Origin of the sequence: Salegentibacter maritimus (assembly GCF_016236975.1) — a bacterium.
Lineage (GTDB): Bacteria > Bacteroidota > Bacteroidia > Flavobacteriales > Flavobacteriaceae > Salegentibacter > Salegentibacter maritimus.
In genome coordinates this window covers 48527-68619 of record NZ_JAEHNY010000002.1, presented here as the reverse complement: position 1 = coordinate 68619, position 20093 = coordinate 48527, and the positions used below count along the sequence as shown (strand labels likewise).

The 20093-nt window shown below is 36.6% G+C and carries 15 protein-coding genes; 4 read left to right on the top strand and 11 right to left on the bottom strand.

All coding sequences use genetic code 11. From position 1 onward, the window contains the following. Positions 1–18 precede the first annotated feature (18 nt). Entirely contained in the window at positions 19–1083 is a 1065-nt protein-coding gene (aroC, locus tag I6U50_RS02290) for a chorismate synthase (protein WP_198637703.1), read from the bottom strand. Positions 1084–1258: 175 nt separating this feature from the next. Here aroC and I6U50_RS02285 point away from each other — a divergent pair, with 175 nt between their 5' ends. After that, positions 1259–2056: a UDP-2,3-diacylglucosamine diphosphatase gene (locus I6U50_RS02285; protein WP_193709514.1), complete on the top strand. Its 798-nt coding sequence runs from the start codon at positions 1259–1261 to the stop codon at positions 2054–2056. On the opposite strand, the gene I6U50_RS02280 is transcribed toward I6U50_RS02285, so the two are convergent. Further along, positions 2053–4971 (bottom strand): FAD-binding and (Fe-S)-binding domain-containing protein, encoded by a 2919-nt coding sequence (locus tag I6U50_RS02280; RefSeq protein WP_198637702.1) that lies wholly within the window; start codon positions 4969–4971, stop codon positions 2053–2055. The genes I6U50_RS02285 and I6U50_RS02280 overlap by 4 nt on opposite strands. 140 nt (positions 4972–5111) lie before the next feature. On the opposite strand from I6U50_RS02280, the gene I6U50_RS02275 reads away from it, so the two are divergent. Then, positions 5112–5615, top strand: coding sequence for a hypothetical protein (locus tag I6U50_RS02275; protein ID WP_193709512.1), 504 nt, complete (start codon positions 5112–5114; stop codon positions 5613–5615). Positions 5616–5723: 108 nt separating this feature from the next. Here I6U50_RS02275 and bshA read toward each other — a convergent pair whose 3' ends face one another. The 7 genes from bshA to I6U50_RS02240 all read right to left on the bottom strand — a co-directional run bounded on the left by bshA (position 5724) and on the right by I6U50_RS02240 (position 15132). Beyond that, a complete protein-coding gene (gene bshA / locus I6U50_RS02270; RefSeq protein WP_198637701.1) occupies positions 5724–6860 on the bottom strand; it encodes an N-acetyl-alpha-D-glucosaminyl L-malate synthase BshA in 1137 nt (378 codons plus the stop codon). Between the two features lie 209 nt (positions 6861–7069). Then, a complete protein-coding gene (locus tag I6U50_RS02265) occupies positions 7070–9997 on the bottom strand; it encodes a glycoside hydrolase family 3 N-terminal domain-containing protein (RefSeq protein WP_198637700.1) in 2928 nt (975 codons plus the stop codon). After that, positions 9997–10482, bottom strand: a complete 486-nt coding sequence (locus I6U50_RS02260) for an ABC transporter ATPase (protein WP_198637699.1) — start codon at positions 10480–10482, stop codon at positions 9997–9999. Before I6U50_RS02260 ends, I6U50_RS02265 begins: the two co-directional genes overlap by 1 nt. Before the next feature lie 295 nt (positions 10483–10777). Then, entirely contained in the window at positions 10778–11569 is a 792-nt protein-coding gene (locus I6U50_RS02255; RefSeq protein ID WP_198637698.1) for a (Fe-S)-binding protein, read from the bottom strand. 87 nt (positions 11570–11656) lie between these two features. After that, positions 11657–12997, bottom strand: coding sequence for a (Fe-S)-binding protein (locus tag I6U50_RS02250; RefSeq protein WP_198637697.1), 1341 nt, complete (start codon positions 12995–12997; stop codon positions 11657–11659). 6 nt (positions 12998–13003) lie between these two features. Beyond that, a complete protein-coding gene (locus tag I6U50_RS02245; RefSeq protein ID WP_198637696.1) occupies positions 13004–13960 on the bottom strand; it encodes an MlaD family protein in 957 nt (318 codons plus the stop codon). A 59-nt stretch (positions 13961–14019) separates the two neighbouring features. Beyond that, on the bottom strand, positions 14020–15132 hold the full coding sequence (locus tag I6U50_RS02240; protein ID WP_198637695.1) for an N-acetylmuramoyl-L-alanine amidase family protein: 1113 nt from the start codon (positions 15130–15132) through the stop codon (positions 14020–14022). A gap of 138 nt (positions 15133–15270) precedes the next feature. Between I6U50_RS02240 and I6U50_RS02235 the strand changes: the two genes are divergently transcribed. Beyond that, a complete protein-coding gene (locus I6U50_RS02235) occupies positions 15271–18000 on the top strand; it encodes a putative LPS assembly protein LptD (RefSeq protein ID WP_198637694.1) in 2730 nt (909 codons plus the stop codon). Positions 18001–18019: 19 nt separating this feature from the next. Further along, positions 18020–18403, top strand: coding sequence for a Rid family detoxifying hydrolase (locus I6U50_RS02230; protein WP_193709503.1), 384 nt, complete (start codon positions 18020–18022; stop codon positions 18401–18403). A gap of 293 nt (positions 18404–18696) precedes the next feature. On the opposite strand, the gene I6U50_RS02225 is transcribed toward I6U50_RS02230, so the two are convergent. Continuing rightward, positions 18697–19062: a methylglyoxal synthase gene (locus tag I6U50_RS02225; protein WP_057483150.1), complete on the bottom strand. Its 366-nt coding sequence runs from the start codon at positions 19060–19062 to the stop codon at positions 18697–18699. Between the two features lie 3 nt (positions 19063–19065). Beyond that, the gene (gene pfkA / locus I6U50_RS02220; protein WP_198637693.1) at positions 19066–20052 is read right to left on the bottom strand and encodes a 6-phosphofructokinase; all 987 of its coding nucleotides are present in this window, start codon (positions 20050–20052) and stop codon (positions 19066–19068) included. Between the last annotated feature and the right edge of the window lie 41 nt (positions 20053–20093).

Sequence of the window (20093 nt, the reverse complement as noted above, 5' to 3'; positions counted from 1 at the left end):
TTTCAGGATTTAAATCGATTAAATTTTTGAACTTTTATTCTGAAGGAAATAATCGGCAATTACCAGTGCTGCCATAGCTTCTACAATAGGCACAGCTCTTGGCACCACACAGGGATCGTGTCTTCCTCTTCCCTGCATATCAACATTTTCTCCTTGTTTGTTTATAGTTTCTTGTTTTTGCATAATAGTAGCCACGGGTTTAAAAGCTACATTAAAATAAATATCCATCCCGTTAGAAATTCCGCCCTGTATTCCACCACTTAGGTTGGTTTGGGTACTTCCGTCTTCATTAAAGAGATCGTTATGCTCGCTACCTTTCATGGTGGTACCTTCAAACCCGCTACCATATTCGAAGCCCTTAACGGCATTTATAGAAAGCATTGCTTTACCCAGCTCTGCATGAAGCTTGTCAAAAACAGGTTCTCCCAATCCTTTTGGAACGTTTTTAATCACACATTGTACGGTTCCTCCAACCGTATCGCCGTCTTTTTTAATCTCTTTTATATAAGCCTCCATTTTCGCTGCTGAATCAGGATCAGGACATCGTACCGCATTGGTTTCAATAAGGGAAAAATCAAGGTCTTTTATATCTTTTTCCAAGCCTATTTTTCCTACCGAAGCTGTATAAGCGGTAAATTCCAGGCCTTGCAAAAATTGTTTTGCTATAGCACCGGCCACTACCCTACAAGCAGTTTCCCGGGCCGAAGACCTGCCGCCTCCCCTATAATCACGAACGCCATATTTTTCATCATAGGTATAATCGGCATGACTGGGACGATATGTATCTTTTATATGCGAATAGTCTTTAGATTTTTGATTGGCATTCTTAATCACAAAGCCAATAGGAGTGCCCGTAGTTTTTCCTTCAAAAATCCCGGAATAGAACTCTACGGCATCCGGTTCCTTTCTTTGTGTTACAATAGCCGATTGTCCAGGCTTTCTTCTGTTAAGTTCAGTTTGTATTTTTTCTGTATCTAACTGAATTCCCGCAGGACATCCGTCTATAATTCCGCCAATTGCCTCTCCGTGAGACTCTCCAAATGTGGTAAGTTTAAATAGTTTTCCGAAGGAATTTCCTGCCATTTTTTTGATTTTGAACAAATGTAATTTTTTCAGCCAATATTTAAAAATGTATCTTCATTAATATTAACATAACAAATAACTCACATATTAATGATTTGGTAAATATTCTATAAAATTAATTGAAGCTAATAAACTACTGTTTTTTGGTTATTTGTATGCAAAGATATACATCACATTGCTTAAAAAGAGAAAACCAGAAATAGTAGTAATATCAGATGTTCATTTGGGTACTTTTGGTGCTCATGCGGCAGAGCTTTGCGAATACCTGGAAAGCATTCAACCTAAAAAACTTATTCTTAACGGAGATTTTATTGACATTTGGCAATTTAGAAAAAGTTACTTCCCAAAATCACATTTAGAAGTAATTAAAAAGATTATTGATCTTAATAGTCAGGGAACAGAGGTTGTCTATATCACGGGGAATCACGACGAGTTTTTAAGAAAATTTAGTGATACACAAATTGGAAAACTACAAATTACCGATAAATTAGTTTTAAACTTAGATGGCAAGGAAGCCTGGTTTTTTCACGGTGATGTTTTTGATGCCGGAATTCAAAATGCAAAATGGATCGCTAAACTTGGTGGCTGGGGTTACGATTTATTGATTTTAGTGAACCGATTATTGAACCATATTCTACTAAAGATGGGTAAAAAGAAATATTCTCTCTCTAAAAAGATTAAAAACAGTGTTAAAAATGCCGGGAAATTTATAGCTAGTTTTGAAAAAACAGTCTCAGATCTGGCTATTGAGCAAGGATACAAATATGTGATATGCGGCCATATTCACCAACCTAAAATTATAAGAAAAACTACCAAAAAAGGAACCTGCCTATATTTAAACTCGGGCGATTGGGTAGAAAATCTTAGTGCACTTGAGTACGAAAATGAAAAATGGAACCTTACCTATTTCAAAAATTTAAAACCGCTACCAAAACATCTGGTAGCGGCTGTAACTATTTTGAAGAGAGATTAAATCAAAGCCTCCTTTAAAATACTCACCGGGTGCTTTGCCTGGCGTTTTGTTCCATCAAATATCTGATGCCTACAACTTGTTCCGTTAGCTGAAATTAGCGTTTGTTTATCGGCTTTTCTCACTGCGGGGAATAAGCTTTGCTCCCCTATACTCATACTTACCTCATAATGTTCTTTCTCATAACCGAAAGAACCTGCCATCCCACAACATCCTGATGGGATTATACTCACTTTAAAGTTTTTTGGAAGATTAAGTATATCAAAACTCACCGCAGTATTAGACAATGCTTTTTGGTGGCAATGTCCATGTATTTTTATCGTTTTTTCTTCTGAAGTAAACTGCTCTGAACGTATATTACCCAGAGAAATTTCCTTTTTTAGAAATTCTTCGATGATAAAAGTATTGCCTGCCAATTTTTCCGCTTCCTCTTTATCATTGGCCAGTCTCAAATATTCATCCCGAAAAGTTAAAATAGCCGATGGCTCAACACCAATTAATGGCGTATTTTCAGATATTAGATCTTTAAAAATAGCTATGTTTTTGTTGGCAAAAACCTTTGCTTCTTCTAAAAATCCTTTTGAAATATGACTCCTGCCACTTTCTTCGTGCTTTATAATTTCTATCCTGTAATTAAGCTTGTAAAGTAGCTCCAACGCATCAATTCCTATTTCTGAATCCAGAAAATTAGTAAACTCATCATTAAAGACATAAACAGTTTTAATTGGGTTTTTAATTTGAAAGCGTTCTTTATTTTTTAAATAATAATTTGAAAGGCTTGTTTTAGCCAAAACAGGTAGACTTCTTTCCGGGGCGACCCCCATTATTTTTTTAGCTAAACCTGATGTTATCCCATTTTTGAAGAAAAAGTTGGCAAGTCCCGGTGTTTTAGACGCCAAAGCATTCATTTTAGCATTATTGGCAAATGCTTTATTCCTAAAGCTCTTACCATTCTCTTTTTGATATTGATACTGAAATTCGGCTTTTAAAGCAGCTACATCTACACTGGAAGGACATTCGCTTTTACAGCCCTTACAACTAATGCAAAGATCGAAAGCGTTTTTTATTTCCTCGTGGTTAAACCTATTGTTTTTATCTGAATTAGTTAAAAATTCCCGTAATGTATTTGCCCGTGCGCGAGTGGTATCTTTTTCATCTTTGGTAGCACGATAACTTGGGCACATTGTACCTCCCGCTTCAACCGATTTTCTACAATCGCCACTACCATTACATTTTTCAGAAAGTTTTAAAATACCCTCCGTTTCCGAAAAATCCATAAGCGTAGAAATTTCGGGTTCTTTCCTATCTGCTTCATATCTTAGGGAAGTATCCATAGGAGCGGTATCTGTTATTTTTCCCGGGTTAAAAATATTATGCGGATCAAAAGTGAATTTAATATCGCGAAGTAATTCGTAGTTATGCGAACCAATCATCATTTCAATAAACTCGGCCCTTACCCTACCATCTCCGTGTTCGCCACTTAAAGAACCATTGTATTTTTTTACCAGTTTAGCCACATCGGTAGTAATACTTCTAAAGAGTTTTACATCTTCCGATTTCTTCAAATTTAAAATTGGACGTAGATGAATTTCTCCGGCACCGGCGTGTGCGTAATACACGGCATCCTGGCCATAGTTATTCATAATTTGGGCGAATTCTGAAATATAATCGGCCAAATAGGGAATTGCTACGGCGGTATCTTCTATACAGGCTACGGCTTTTTTATCTCCTACTATATTGCCCAGAAGTCCGAGGCCGGCTTTTCTTAATTCCATCGCCAGTTCTATTTGCTCTCCCATTAAAACGGGGTAAGCATAACTTAATTTGGCATTTTTTAGGGTATCTAAAACCTGCTGGCTTTGCTGTAACACTTCTTCAGCGGTATTTGCCCTAATTTCCAGCATTAATATCGCCTTTGGATCACCTTCAATAAAAAAGCGGTTTTCCTTATATTTTAAGTTTTGTTTTGTGCAATCTAAGATGGTTTTATCCATCATTTCACATGTAAACAGCGAGTGCTTCATAACCGGAACAACGGCTTGCATACAATTCTCTATGCTATCAAAGTGTGCTGCAATCATCGCCGATTGAGGCGGTTGAAGCTCATCTAGCTTCAGGGTGATTTCGGTTGTAAAGGCTAAAGTACCTTCACTTCCGCAGAGCAATTTGCAAAGGTTTAATGGCTCGTTAGAATCTTCAGAAAAAACATTGGCATAGAGCAATTCGTCTATGGCGTAACCGGTATTTCTTCTATGTAAGCTCTTAGGTGGGAATTTAGCTATAAGTTCTTTTTTATTTTCCTCAGAAGATAGTTGTTCATTTATCTTTCGGTAAATATCACCTTCCAGGTTCTGTAACTTTAACTTTTCCTGAAACTCTTCCTTTGAAATATCCCTAAACTCAGCTTCGGTACCATCGCTTAAAATTGTCTTTAAGGAAACCAGTTTTTCCCTGGTGGTGCCATATTTAATAGAGGTGGTGCCACTAGAATTGTTTCCTACCATACCCCCAATCATACAACGGTTGGAAGTTGATGTATTGGGGCCAAAAAACAAATTAAATTGATTTAAATACCTATTTAAATCGTCGCGAATTACCCCTGGTTGCAAACTTACCGTTTTAGCTTGCCCATCTACCTGAAAAATTCGTGTAAAATGTTTAGAAACATCTACTACAATTCCGTCACCTACACATTGTCCTGCCAGAGAGGTTCCCGCAGTTCTTGGAATTAGTGAAGTACTATTGTTTCTTGCAAATTTTATAAGTGTTTTTAAATCCTCTTCGTTCTTTGGGTAACATACAGCTAAAGGTATTTCGCGATATACAGAGGCATCGGTTGCATACATTGAGCGCCACATTTTATCGTCATATAACTGACCCTCAATTTCCTGCGCTAATTGGTGAAGTTTTGCTTTCATAATTGTGGATAAAAATAGAGAAATTCTCCCAAAGTCACTTAACAGATTTTTAAGCAATATTAACAATAGATTGGCGTATGATTCGTTTTATATCTTGTTTTAACATTTAAATTTGCCCACGATATTAAAAAAAGCTAATCATGAAAAAATTAATTTTACTTGCCGTTTTTGTAATCGGTGCCACGTTTTATAATCAAGCTGAAGCGCAAAGTATTTCTGATAACGCAATAGGTCTTAGATTTGGTGGTGGTGACGGTGTAGGTGCTGAAATTTCTTATCAACGAGCACTGGGAACTAACAACAATCGTTTAGAATTGGATTTAGGTTGGAGAGATAACAGCGCTTATGATGCTTTTAAGCTTACCGGACTTTACCAGTGGGTTTGGAACATAGAAGGAGGATTTAACTGGTATGTAGGTGCCGGTGCCGGACTTTTAGGAGTTGATGATACCCGTTTTAATGACAGAGATGGTGACGATGGAACTTACCTTTTTCTTGCAGGGGACATTGGTTTAGAATATAACTTTGATATTCCTTTACTACTTTCTCTAGATTTTAGACCAGAATTTGGTTTATACAGTGATAATGATGTTTTAAATCCTTTCTCTCCAGATATCGCACTTGGGGTAAGGTACCAATTCTAGTACTTTTTACTGGATAGTATATATTTAACACCTCTCTGGTTTACCAGGAGGCACTTTACACAAAAGGATAGAAATCAAAAAGAGGCCGATTTAAATCGGCCTCTTTTTTTATACCACAGTTTGTTGTAAGGCCTTCTTATAAATATCTTCATAAAGTGGCACTATATTTTGTATATCAAATTTTTCGGCAACTTTGCGGGCTCCTTGTTTAAACCTTTCCAGGGTTTCATCATTCTCCAGGATTTTTAAAGACCTGGAAGCCATTTCTTCCACATCGCCCACATTACTTAAATAACCTGAAACGCCATCTATATTAACCTCTGGCAAACCTCCGGTATTTGTAGAGACAACAGCAACACCATTAACCATAGCTTCTAAAGCCGAAAACCCAAAGCTCTCTTTTTCTGAAGGCAATAAAAATAAATCTGAAAAGCATAGAATTTTATCTATTTCATGGCTTTGCCCTAAAAACATCACTTTGTCTGAAATATTAAGTTCGTCTACCAAATCTTCAGCGGCTTCTTTTTCGGGGCCTTCCCCTACCATCATTAGCTTAGCGTCAATCCTCTTCTGGATCTTGTAAAAGATTTTAATTACATCATCTATTCGCTTAACTTTTCTAAAGTTACTAATATGGGTAATTATTTTTTCCTTTTTCTCGGCCATCATTTCCCGCTGGCAATCTGTGAATTCTTTTTTATCATATTTACTACAGTCTATAAAGTTTGGTACAACCTTTATTTCATTTTTAATTTTAAAGAATTTTAAGGTGTCTTCTTTTAAACTATTAGATACTGAAGTTACCACATCACTATTATTAATGCTAAAGGTTACCGCCGGCTTATAGAACGGATGATTCCCTACCAACGTAATATCTGTACCATGAAGCGTGGTAACCATAGGTAGGTTAATGCCTTCTTCTGCAAGCATTTTTTTAGCCATATATCCGGCATAGGCATGCGGAATAGCATAATGCACATGCAACAGCTCTATATTGAATTGTTTTACCACATTTACCAGTTTACTGCTTAAAGCGAGTTCGTAAGGTTGGTAATGGAAAAGCGGGTATTCTGGAACGTGTACTTCATGGAATCGTACATTGCCCGACAACTGGTCTAAACGAACAGGTTGACTGTAGGTAACAAAATGTATTTCGTGACCGCGTTTAGCAAGGGCCAACCCCAGCTCTGTAGCTACCACTCCACTACCACCAAAGGTAGGATAACAAACAATGGCTATTTTCATTAAGTATAATTTGCTCGATTATCGAGATTTAAATGCCCCGAAGCCTGCTTCGAAACAAAAATAATTCTTCTATGAAATCAACCCAAAATTAAATTTTGAGATGGTTTATTCGGCAAATGAGATATTTTACAAAGCCGATTGGTTTTGACATTAAGTTAAACAAAGCTTGAAGACTTTTCGAGGATCTTTAGACTTTAAAAATTTATCTCTTAGAAATCTATAGCCTCATAAATCACTTTCTGTATTCTTGATCTTACATCTTCCCTTATTAAGGTTCTATTAGTCGCATCGGGAAAGGTTCTATTAGACAAAAATACATAAACAATTTCTTCTTCAGGGTCTGCCCAGGCAAATGTACCGGTAAAACCACTATGCCCAAAACTTTCCATAGAAAGACAATTACAGGTTGGGCCTGAGGTTCCCAGTTGTGGTTTGTCGAAACCAACGCCACGCCTTACATCCTGATCACAATAATAACAGGTATTAAATTTAGAAATGGTCTCAGCCTTAAAATATTCTGTGCCGCCATAAATCCCTTTATTCAAAAAGACATGCATTATTTTGGCAACATCGTTGGCATTGCTAAATAGGCCTGCGTGTCCACCAACACCTCCCTGCAGAGCTGCCCCCTGGTCATGTACTACCCCTTGAATGAGCTGTCTTCGCCAAAGTTTATCTATCTCGGTAGGAACTATTTGTTCCAAAGGAAATTTGGTTGTTGGCAAATACCCGGTATGTGTAGCTCCCAATGGTTTATAGATTTTCTCCTGGGTAAGTTCATGTAAAGATTTATTATAATAGCCTTCTAAATAATATTTAAGAATATGGAAAGGTAGATCACTGTATTTGTAATCCAATCTTCTTTCTAGCTCACTATCCCTTATAATAGCAATGATACTATCTTTCATATCATTTCTAAGGTACATCTCATTAGCCACTTTTGTGCTAAAATTAGCAGAAGGCGTTTTTTGAAAATATTCTTTAGAGGGTAACCTGGTTTTTCTATCTATGGTATTTATATGAAAGGGAATCCATGATTTTAACCTGGCATAATGCATTAACATATCCTGCAATCTAATATTGGCTTTATTAGAATTTTTAAAGACAGGCATCATCTCCTCTAATTTTGTATCAAAATTCACAATTCCATTTTCTTCCTGTTCCATAATTAAGGGCAGGGTTGCCAGTATCTTTGTTAAAGAAGCCAGATCGTAAATTGAAGTGTCTGAAACCGGAGTTTTTTTATTGTAAGTGTGATATCCAAAGTTTTTATTATAAACAACCTTTCCTTTTCTTGCTATTAAAATTTGGGCTCCGGGCGTCATTTTTTTATCAATGGCTTCAGTTATAATATCGTCTATTCTGCTTAATTCGTTAGAGTTTAAACCAACACTTTCCGGTAAACCATAAGAAAGTCTTTGGATACTTTTTGTATGGTAACCGGTTCCTTCAGGGAAATTATCGCCAATACTCACGGGAAGTTTTCCTTTTGCCCCAATGGCTCCAAATATTAACTGCGCAGCTTTTTGCTGTGCTACCGGGTGATTTTGATAGTTTACCAAAATACCTTCCAATTCCTGTAAACCTCTAAAATCGCTTAAAGCATACGGACTCGAAAACAGACTAAGGATTGTTTTATTTTTTTGGGCTATTTGGTGAATCCAATGCAGCTCTGCAGCCGAAAATTTATAAGAAGCCCAGGGGTTACTATTAGATTTATGATAACCTAAAATAACCAAATCATAGCTAGTAAGCTTATTTTGCAAGTCATTAAGGTGAACTGCTGAAACCCAATCTACATTTGCATATTTTCTAAGCTCTTTTAAAAAAGGACTTCCGTTGGCATCCCCAAAATTAATATAGGCAATCCTGGTATTGGCAAGTTCTTTAACAGGTAAAATACCTTTGTTGTTTTTTATTAGGCTTAAAGCGTTCTCAAAAAGTCTTTCAAGTAAAGCTTCATCTCTTACGGTATTGAGTTCTTCTGAAAGAAAATTTTCCTGAACCATTTTTTTCTCAGATAAGCCGCCTTTATACTTTGCCTGAAGTATCTTTTTAACCGAATGTGCCAATCTTTCAGAGGTGATAATATTATTCTTAAAAGCATTAATTAATACTTCTGATGCCACTTCAAGTCTTTCTGGCATTAAAAGCATATCATTACCGGCTAAAAAGGCCCTTAATTCGGCATCTCCCGGTTCGGTATTGCTTGTAAGACCTTTCATATTTAAAGCATCGGTAAAAACAAGTCCGTTAAAATTCATTTGATCTTTTAAAAGATCTGTTATTATTGCTTTTGAAAGTGAAGATGGCGTATTCCTATTCTCCTGAAGCGCCGGCACATTTAAATGCCCTACCATTACACTGGATAGGCCGTGTGCAATTAAAGGGTAATAAGGGTACAACTCTATATTCTCCAATCGTTCTTTGGAATAAGGAATTGTAGGTAATATTTTATGGGAATCTGCATCTGTATCTCCGTGACCCGGGAAATGTTTGGCACTTGATAAAATCCCTTCCTGATGCATTCCTCGCATAAAAGCAAGGGATTTTTCAGCTACATTTATTTTATTTTCTCCAAAACTTCGGTTTCCAATAATTGGATTTTTGGAATTGGTATTAATATCTACCACCGGGGCAAAATTAATGTGTACACCTAAACGCCTGGTATTACGGGAAATCGCAGCTCCGGCATCTTCAATTAATTTATTATTCTGAATAGCACCCAGGGTCATATTCCAGGGAAGCGCAAAAGTAGAATCAAGGCGCATGGCCAGGCCCCATTCGGCATCCATTCCAATAAGCAGTGGGGTTTTGGCAATTTTCTGAAACTCATTTGTTAATTTAGCCTGTCTTAAAGGCCCACCTTTAGAAAAAATAACCCCACCAATATTTCCTTCTTCGACATATTTCCTGGCTTGTTCAATATAAGTTTCACCACTTCCGGAAGAAACACTTATCATAAACAATTGACCAATTTTCTCCCGAAGGCTCAATGAGTTATACACGCTATCTACCCATTTTTTTTGAGCCTCCACATCTGTGGTGAACAAAGGATTATTTTGCGCCGATAGCACAGAGAAGACAAAAAGAAAACAGGTAGTAAGTAAGATTTTCGGGCTAGATGTAGGTTTCATCAATTAAGAAAACGCTTATGCCAACTTTCTGCAGCAGGAACTTCCCAATCTGAAAGAAATTCAGCTTTATTATTTACCAAATTATTAAAGACTATTGTTTTAGGAGAAACTGCCTTTTGTTTGGCCATTTTCCTAAAATCTGATAAGCTTTTATATGCCACAAATTCACCTTGTTTATAGGAGACATTCATTTTATCTAAAAGATCTACGTTATAATCTTTCTCCAATTGTTGAATAAAATGCACAGAAGCATCTATAGAACAACCGGAAGCAGCATTTATTTGCTGATCTAGCGCCAGAACAATAAAACGTTTGTATTTAATTTGGTAGCCCGCTTTTAATTCGGCTCCATGGGCTGTCCATTGTGTAACAAATTGGTCTAAACGGGATTGTATTTCTTCTAATTCTTCATTGGTGAAAGATCGGTTTGCCTGGTAGATCCAAACCCTTGAAGAATCGGGTAGATTTTCGAATGGTACTAACATAAATTGCTAAAATTATATTTTCACAAAACTAATTGATTTAGCTTATGTCTCAAATATAGTTATGCCTTTTAACGTTTGATTTTTTTACTCGATAATTGAGATTAAACAATGCCGGCCTTTTATGGATATTAAAGTAAATATCCATCTAATAGCGTCCCTGTTTTTCGTCAGGTACTTTATAAAATTATGACGTCTAAATTATAAGGTAAGCAAGACTAAATAGAGGTATAATGTTGCTCAGCAACTATTAAAACGCTTAACTTAATTGGACAAAGCTATTTGTTGGAAATATTAACTATAAATCCTGGGCGTTAGCAATAAGTTCTGCTACATCCATTACTGCTACACTATCTTCTTTATTTTTCCCTTTTACCCCATCTGTCATCATGGTATTACAAAAAGGACAACCAGCAGCAATAACTTCAGGTTTTACTTCCATAGCCTGCTCGGTTCTCTCTATATTCACATCCTTATTTCCTGGCTCCGGTTCTTTGAACATTTGGCCGCCACCGGCACCGCAGCAGAGTCCATTAGATTTACATTTACGCATTTCTACGAGTTCTACTTCCAGCTTTCGAAGGAGGTCACGTGGTGCTTCATATTCGCCGTTGGCACGCCCTAAATAACAAGGGTCATGAAATGTGATACGTTTACCTTTAAATTTTCCACCTTCAACTTTTAACTTCCCTTCATTTAAAAGAGCTTTTAAAAATTGCGTATGGTGCATTACTTCGTAATTACCACCCAGGGCCGGATACTCATTTTTTATTGTATTAAAGCAGTGGGGACAAGCGGTTACTACTTTTTCTATTTCGTAACCATTAAGAACCTCTATATTTGTTGCAGCCTGCATTTGAAAAAGAAATTCGTTACCCGCCCGCTTTGCAGGGTCTCCGGTACAACTCTCTTCTGTTCCCAAGACGGCAAAATCTACCCCTGCTTCATGTAAAAGTTTTACAAAAGCTTTAGTTATTTTCTTTGCCCTATCATCAAAACTACCGGCACAGCCCACCCAAAATAATACTTCAGGTTTTTTACCCGCTGCCATATACTCGGCCATTGTAGGTACTTTTAATGCTTCTGCCATATCTAAATGTTTTTAATTTTTCTTAGAACTTTTTCTTATCCTAAATATTCAAAAAATTGTTTTTAAAATTTCCGGTTCTTTCAGCTATTAATTCTCTTTGGCCCAATTCAATCTGTCCTGTTGATTATAAGGCCAGGGAGCACCGTTGTTTTCAATATTGGTCATTGCAATAGCTAGCTCGTTAGGAGCAGCACTTTCTTCCATAACTAAATACCTACGCATGTCTAAAATAATAGATAAAGGATCTATACCTATTGGGCAGGCTTCTACACAGGCATTGCAACTGGTACAGGCCCACAATTCTTCACGCAATACAAAATCGTCCAGTAATTGCTTACCGTTATCTTCATATTTCCCTTTTTTATTAATAATATCGCCTACTTCTTCCAGCCTATCCCGGGTATCCATCATAATTTTTCGCGGAGAAAGTTTTTTACCGGTTTGGTTTGCAGGGCATTCGGCAGTACATCTTCCACATTCTGTACAGGTGTAGGAATTTAGTAACTGTACCTGGTTAAGATCAAAGACATCTGAAGCACCGAATTTCTCCGGTTCAGCGCTAGTTTCTTCTTCAGCTGGAGCTGCAAAGGGATCGGCGTCGGGATCCATCATGAGCTTAACTTCGTCGGTAACAGATTGCAAATTATCCATCTCTCCCTGGGGACGAAGTTTTGATAAATAAACATTTGGAAAAGCAAGTAGAATATGTAAATGCTTTGAATAGTATAGGTAATTAAGGAAGAAAAGAATCCCCAAAATATGTAACCACCAGGCTGTTCTCTCAATAATAATGAGTGTAGCATTACTCATTCCCTCAAAAATAGGCAGCAAAAATTGACTAATTGGAAAAGCTCCTGTAATTCCGGCTTCGCTGGCGTAATGTGGCGCACCATTTAATTGAAGCTGATAATCTGTAGCATTCATTACCAGGAAAAGTACCATAAGTACCATTTCAAAATATAGAATATAATTAGCATCATTCTTGGGCCAACCTTTTAATTCCCTGCTCAGAAAACGATAAATATTAAGAAGGTTTCGTCTTATCCAAAAAACAATTACACCAATAAGGACTAATAAGGCCAGTATTTCAAAAGAGCCAATTAAAATGTTATAAAAACCACCCAAAAATGAAAGTACACGGTGTGTACCGAATAATCCATCTATTATAATTTCAACAACTTCAATGTTTATAATTATAAAACCTACATAAACAATTACATGAAGAAAACCTGATATTGGTTTTTTCACCATTTTGCTCTGACCAAAAGCTACCCTGGCCATTTTAGCAAAGCGCTCCCCTTTATTGTCGCTTCTATCTACTTCCCTGCCTAACTTGATATTCCTAATTAACTTACGAATATTTCTAATAAAAAATCCGATTCCGGCTACAAGGGCAAGTAAAAATAAGATCTGGGCAATAATTTGCATGATGGTTTATTTTATAGAATCCTTTTCTTTAGGCTCCTGATAAGGCTCAGGGTTTTTTCCAAAAACAGAAAAATGGACATATCGTTTAGGATTCAGTTTTACGTCTTGCAGTAATTGTTCTAGCTGTTTTGTGGCATTATCCAGGTTGTTATAAACGGCATCATCATTAATTAATTTACCTGCAGTACCTTCTTTATTATTTAATTTATCTGAGATACTCTCAAAATCAGCTACTACTTTTTCCAAATCTTTGGTAATCTTACCAATATCCATTTGGGTTAAACTATCTGAAAAAGTATTGAAATTGGTAGTTATTTCATCAAGATTGGTAAAAGTCCTATTAATATTATCTGAGTTTCCACCAATAATACCCTCTAAGGTATTGGCAGTAACTTTAAATGAAGCTACAGTAGCATTAAGGTCTTTAAAAGTATTTCTAATATTGTACCGTGTACTGTCGTTTAAAATTTTATTCACTGCAGTTACCAGGGAATCTGCACTAACTATCGTATTTTCAACTTTTTCCTGAAGTGGTGTTAACCTGTCATTAACCAGCTCCATAATACCTTCTTCAATTTCGCTATTTAAGGTATCTCCAGATTTAGCCATCTCACCCTTTTTGTAGTCTGGAATTATGGCTAAAGATTTCCCCCCAATAATATTACCTCCATAAATTTGAGCGGTACTATTCCTGGAAAACTGAAAGTCGTTTTCTACCGTAAAGCTTACAACAAGGGTTCCTTTAGAATCCAGGAAGTTAATTTTTGTGACTTGCCCAACCTTTAAACCGTTTATAGTTACAGCCGAAGAAGGTGAAAGACCTTCCACATCGTTATAAACCGCATAAAAAGTTCTACTGGATTCCAGTAGATTCTTACCTTTTAAGAAACTATAACCAAAAATAAGTAGGAGGATAGCAATTATTGCTAATAATGCAGTTTTTACTTCACGTGTAAATTTCAAAAGCTATTTTTTTAAGATAAAAACAAATTTAGAAATAAAAATAGAAAAGAAGCCTTATTTTACTTTGTTTTTAACGCCTCATTAACTGTAATCTTATCCCCACCTTTAAAAGCTACAATATAACTTGAAGGATATCCATTTTGCTTTGCTTTATCATGAAGTTCGTTAATTCTGGTATAGTTAGAGGTGGCCCCATAATAATATTTGTATAAGCCGTTTTCCCTGGATCGTTCTACGTTTTGCAAACCTTTAAAGTTATATGCTTTGGTTTCTAATTTCTTGGAACCTGCAGCCAATTGAATTTTAAATGTTATACCCTCATAAACTTCGTCCTGTACTTCGTCTTGATTATTAGAGTTGGATATAGAGGAGTTACCTATATTTTGCAAGCTGGATAAATTTATACTATTGGCATACTTATCTATAGCTTCTACAATAGCAGCCGCCATTTTATTTTGACCTGAAGTACTATTTAAATATGGACCTTCGTGATTATTGGTAAGGAAACCGGTTTCTATAAGTACACTCGGCATCACAGCGTTTTTTAAAACCAAAAAACCCGCTTGCTTCACTCCCCTGTCTTTTCTTTTTAAATTATGGGTAAAATTTTTCTGGATAAAATCAGCCAAAAGTATACTTTGATTTAGGTATTCCTCCTGCATTAAAGCCATTCCTATATAAGATTCGGGAGAATTAGGATTAAACCCTCCATAGGTCACCTCATAATCTTCCTCTAAAAAGATTACTGAGTTCTCTTTTTTAGCAACTTCGAAGTTTTCTTTGGTTTTATGCAAACCCAATACAAAAGTTTCGGTACCATAGGCCTGGGAGTTGTGGGCATTACAATGTACAGAAACAAAAAGATCGGCATCGGCCTCGTTGGCAATTTTGGCTCTTTTAGCTAAAGGGATAAAAACATCAGTATCCCGGGTATAAATTACTTCAATCCCTCCCTTTTTTTCCAAAGCTTCCCCGATTTTTAAAATAATATTAAGTGCAATATCCTTTTCCTTAAAGCCATTTCCCGTATTACCCGGATCTTTGCCGCCATGACCGGCATCAAGAACAACTACAAAACGATCTCTAGGAGTATCGTTTATAGCAAGTAAATGCTGCGAGTTGCCAAGAAAAAATATAAAAAATACGAAAAGTTTAAGTAGGTTCGTTCTCATAAAAAAGGTAACGCTAAATTTGTGCTGATTATTTTAATTACTTTTTTTCAGTGATTCTCAAATCTAAGCTGAAAAAATATATGTAATTTTGAATTTGCAAAAAGCAAGCCATTCTTTACAAAAATAGCACTTAGAGCATTGCAAACAAACATACCTAACATACTTTTTTGCTGTATATTTATACTGCTTCCTTTCGTTTGTTTAAACGCCCAGGAAATAGGAAACAATACCGAAATAAACTTAGATGCCAAGGAAAGGGACACTATTGTTACCGTTGGCGATTCATTACCGCTGGCACAAACCATCAAGGCCACCGATAGTATTTTGGGCGATTCCTTACAACCTCCACAAAAAGGAAATCAGCTTATTACCGATGCCGTTAAATATGAGGCTAAAGATTATATGCGCATTAGCCAAAAGGAAAATAGGATGTTTCTATATAATGAAGCCCAAATTATCTATGGCGATATGCAAATTAATGCAGGCCTAATTATTATAGATAACGATAAAAATGAAGTCTACGCATACGGAATTCCCGATTCTACCGGGGCATATTCTCAAAAACCGGTTTTTGTTCAGGGCAATCAAACCGTAGAACCAGATTCTATTCGCTTTAATTTTGATACCGAAAGAGCGCTGGTATATAACTCAAGAACACAACAGGCTAGTTTTAATGTGAAAGGAGAAGTCACCAAACGTGAGAACGATTCGGTGTATTTTATGCAAAATGTGCGTTTTACCACCGATGAAGACTTAGAAAACCCCGACTATTTTTTCTATGCAAGACGTATAAAATTTGTCCCAGACAAAAAAATTGTAGCCGGCCTTGTAAATATGTACCTAGCCGATGTTCCTACCCCATTGGGATTACCTTTTGGCTACTTTCCCTTAACCGAAGAAGAGACCTCTGGTTTTATTATTCCCAGTTTTGGGGATAGCCAGCGTGGTTATTTTCTGCAAAACGGGGGGTATTATTTTGCCATAAGTGATTATGTAGACCTACTTACCCTGGGAGACTATTATACAAATGGAAGTTATGCAGTAAGACTGGAAAGTAATTATGCCAAGCGTTATCGCTACCGCGGAAATGTTAGGATACGCTACGAAAATCAATATCAAAGTGAACGTGGTTTTCCCGATTATTCAGAAAGAACAGAATATAATATACAATGGTCGCACAATCAGGATGCCAAAGCAAATCCAAATTCCAGGTTTAATGCATCTGTGAATTTAGGAAGTAGCACTTACTACCAAAATTCTGTAAACCAAATGAATACAGGAAATTTCTTAACCAATTCTTTAAGTTCATCGGTATCCTACAGTAAAACTTTCCCGGGTGATCCGCAGGTGAATTTAAGTATCGCTGCCAGACATAGCCAAAATACAAGAACACAAACTATAAATATGAGTTTACCTACCTTACAGGCAAGTATGACGCGTATTTACCCATTTGCTCCAAAAACCGGATCTAAAAAGGGATTGATAGAAAATATTAACTTCCAATATAATTTACGGGGGGAGAACCAAATTAGAACTACCGACTCTCTATTCTTCAAACCCGAAATGTTTAAAGATGCCAATTATGGTGCCCAACACTCTATTCCTGTTTCTACCAACTTTAAATTATTTAATTACCTAAGTGTTAGTGCTAATGCTAATTACGAAGAGAATTGGGTTTTTAAAACTTTTGAACAGTCGTACGACGAATTTAATGATGAAGTGGTTATAGATACTATAAATGGGTTTGATTCTTACCGGACTTATAATTTTGGAGCCAGCATGGGAACTACCTTGTATGGTTTAAAAAACTTTGGAAAAGATAAGAAAATACAGGCCATTAGGCACGTTATGCGCCCTTCTATTAGCTATAATGTAAACCCTGCATTCGATCAATATTATGATACTTATGAACGGATTAACCCTGCAAACCCGTTAGAAACCAATATGGTAGATTATTCCAGGTTTAGCGGAACATTGTATGGAGCTCCCGGCAACCGGTTTTCCAGTTCACTGGGATTAAGTATTAGTAATACCCTGGAAGCCAAAGTGCGGTCTAAAGACAGTACTGCCACAGAACCCGAGAAAATATCTTTGCTGAATAATTTCAGCATAAGTACAGCATACAATCTTTCTGCAGAAAAAGGGCAACCAAGACTCTCTCCCATTGCTCTACGAGGAAGCATCCCTATTGTAAGGGATAAACTGGATATCAACGTTGCGGGAAACATGGATATTTATGCACTGGACAATAATAATCAAAGAACAAATAAATTAAACATTAATAATGGTGGAAGTTTATTTAGGTTTACCAACGCCAATGCAAGTTTTGGGTATTCTATTTCCAGCAAGGATTTTGAAGATGAAGGCGAAGATGAAAATAAGGACAATATAGATAATGATACCTATAGAGGTGGTGGTAGGCGTGATGATCTTTTTGGAAAAGGAACCGACCTTGACGGAAAATTTTATGACGAAGAGGAAGACCCATTTGCCGATGAAGATCGTCCCGAACGAAATGACAACTGGTATAATTATAAAATTCCATGGGATTTAAGAATGTCTTACACCATGACCTATAATAATTCTGCACGCCAAAACGAGATTACCTCACATTCTATTATGTTTTCGGGAGATGTTGAGCTCTCTCCAAAATGGATGGTAGGCGCCTCCTCTGGTTACGATTTAAAAGATTTAGGTTTTACTTATACACAGCTAAGGTTTCAACGAGATTTAAATACCTGGAGGTTAAGTTTTAACTGGGTTCCCTTTAGTGAGCGTAGATCCTGGTATTTCTTTATTGGAATTAAATCGGCTATCTTAAGTGATATAAAATACGATAAACGTAATGAACCAGATCGAAGATTATAAATTTTAAATAGTACAAACAATGAAAAAAATAATTAAGACCAACCAGGCCCCTGCTCCTATTGGCCCTTATAATCAAGCCGTATTAACCGGAAATATGCTTTTTATTTCAGGACAAATAGCACTTAATCCTGAAACCGGTGAATTGGAAACCGAAGAACTTCAAAAGGAAACAATTAGGGTAATGGAAAATCTTAAAGCAATTCTCGCTGAAGCAGGAATGGATTTTGAGAACGTAATTAAAACTTCCATTTTTATAAGCGATATGAATAATTTCGCTAAAATTAATGAGATTTACGCCAACTATTTTAATGCTGAAACTGCCCCTGCCAGGGAAACTGTAGAGGTTGCTAACTTGCCTAAGTTTGTAAACGTAGAAATTAGTGCTATAGCAGTAAAAGAGTAAAATTAAAATAAACAGCTTTACCCGGTAACCGATAGTTATCGAGACGGTGAGGCTTCACTCATAATAATAAAATACCTCGTTGTCTTGCCACGAGGTATTTTATTTTAGAGCTTACTAAAAAAACGCTAGTTTTTCATTTTAAGATAAATAGACCTCAATTATCTCTTGATGGTATTGAGTTCAGTTTACAGAAAAAAAACAGCACTAAGCTTATTTCTATTAAATGCCTAAGGCTTCAGGTCAGATATTTTCAAAGCTTAAAAATCGCAAAACTGTCTAAGAAAAAATAATATCTAAAACGCCTGCATTAATAACCTGGCACTTGCCGGATTGGTTGCTAGTGGAATATCGTGCACATCGCATAAGCGCATTAGCATAAAAATATCGGGCTCGTGCGGATGCTTGTCTAACGGGTCTCTAAAGAAAATTACCATATCTACTTTTCCTTCTGCAATTCGGGAAGCTATTTGCGCATCTCCCCCCAGAGGTCCTGAAAGTAATTTCTCTACCTCAAAACCTGCGCTTTCGGTTTTTGCACCGGTAGTTCCGGTGGCAATAAGTTTTATATTCTTGGCCTGAAGCGATTCTCTATGGTTATTTAAAAACTGAACCATTTCTGCCTTCTTGCCGTTATGGGCAATAATTGCTACTGTTTTCATTTTTTATACAGATAAAATATCAGAAATGCGAAGCAAATCTTTATTAATAGTTGGTTTAGATTGTAAAGTTTCGTTTAATTCAATAGCCTGTACTTCATTATTTAGCATACCTACCATAATATCTTTTTGCCCGTCTAACGCCAGCTCAACCGCCTTTACGCATAACCTGCTCGCTAAAACACGATCAAAACAAGTGGGACTACCTCCTCGCTGTATATGCCCCAACACGGTTACTTTTGCATCATAATAGGGTAAATTCTCTTTTACATAGTCTGCCAGTTCAAAAACGTTTTTACCAATTTTATCTCCTTCAGAAACTACAACTATACTGGAAGTTTTTCCCGAACGCCTACTACGCTCCAGGGAATTTAGTAAACGATCTAAACCAAGATCTTCCTCCGGAATAAGAATTTCTTCAGCACCGGCTCCAATTCCGCTATTTAAGGCTATAAAACCGGCATCACGCCCCATTACTTCCACAAAAAACAACCTGTTATGTGAGCTCGCGGTATCTCTAATTTTATCTACAGCGTCAATTACCGTATTTAAAGCAGTATCATAGCCTATGGTATAATGGGTTCCAAAAATATCGTTATCTATAGTTCCGGGGACACCAATAATTGGAATGTTATGCTCTGCGCTAAATATTTGGCCGCCTTTAAAAGTACCATCACCACCAATAAGAATCATAACGTCAACTTCAGCCTTTTTTAAATGCTTAGCAGCTTTTTCCCGACCTTCTTTAGTTCTAAACTCTTCAGATCTGGCCGATTTAAGTATTGTACCTCCAAGGTTAATAATATTGCGAACACTACGGGCATTAAGCTCTACATAATCGCCATCTATCATTCCCTGAAAGCCCTTCATAAATCCTACACAATCTATGTGATAATAAGCACAGGCTCTAACCACTGCCCTAATTGCAGCATTCATCCCAGGAGCATCGCCACCCGAAGTCATTACTCCAATTCGTTTTATCTTTTTTGTCATATCTTTCTATTTCTTGTCTAAAATTACAAACTAAGGAGAAA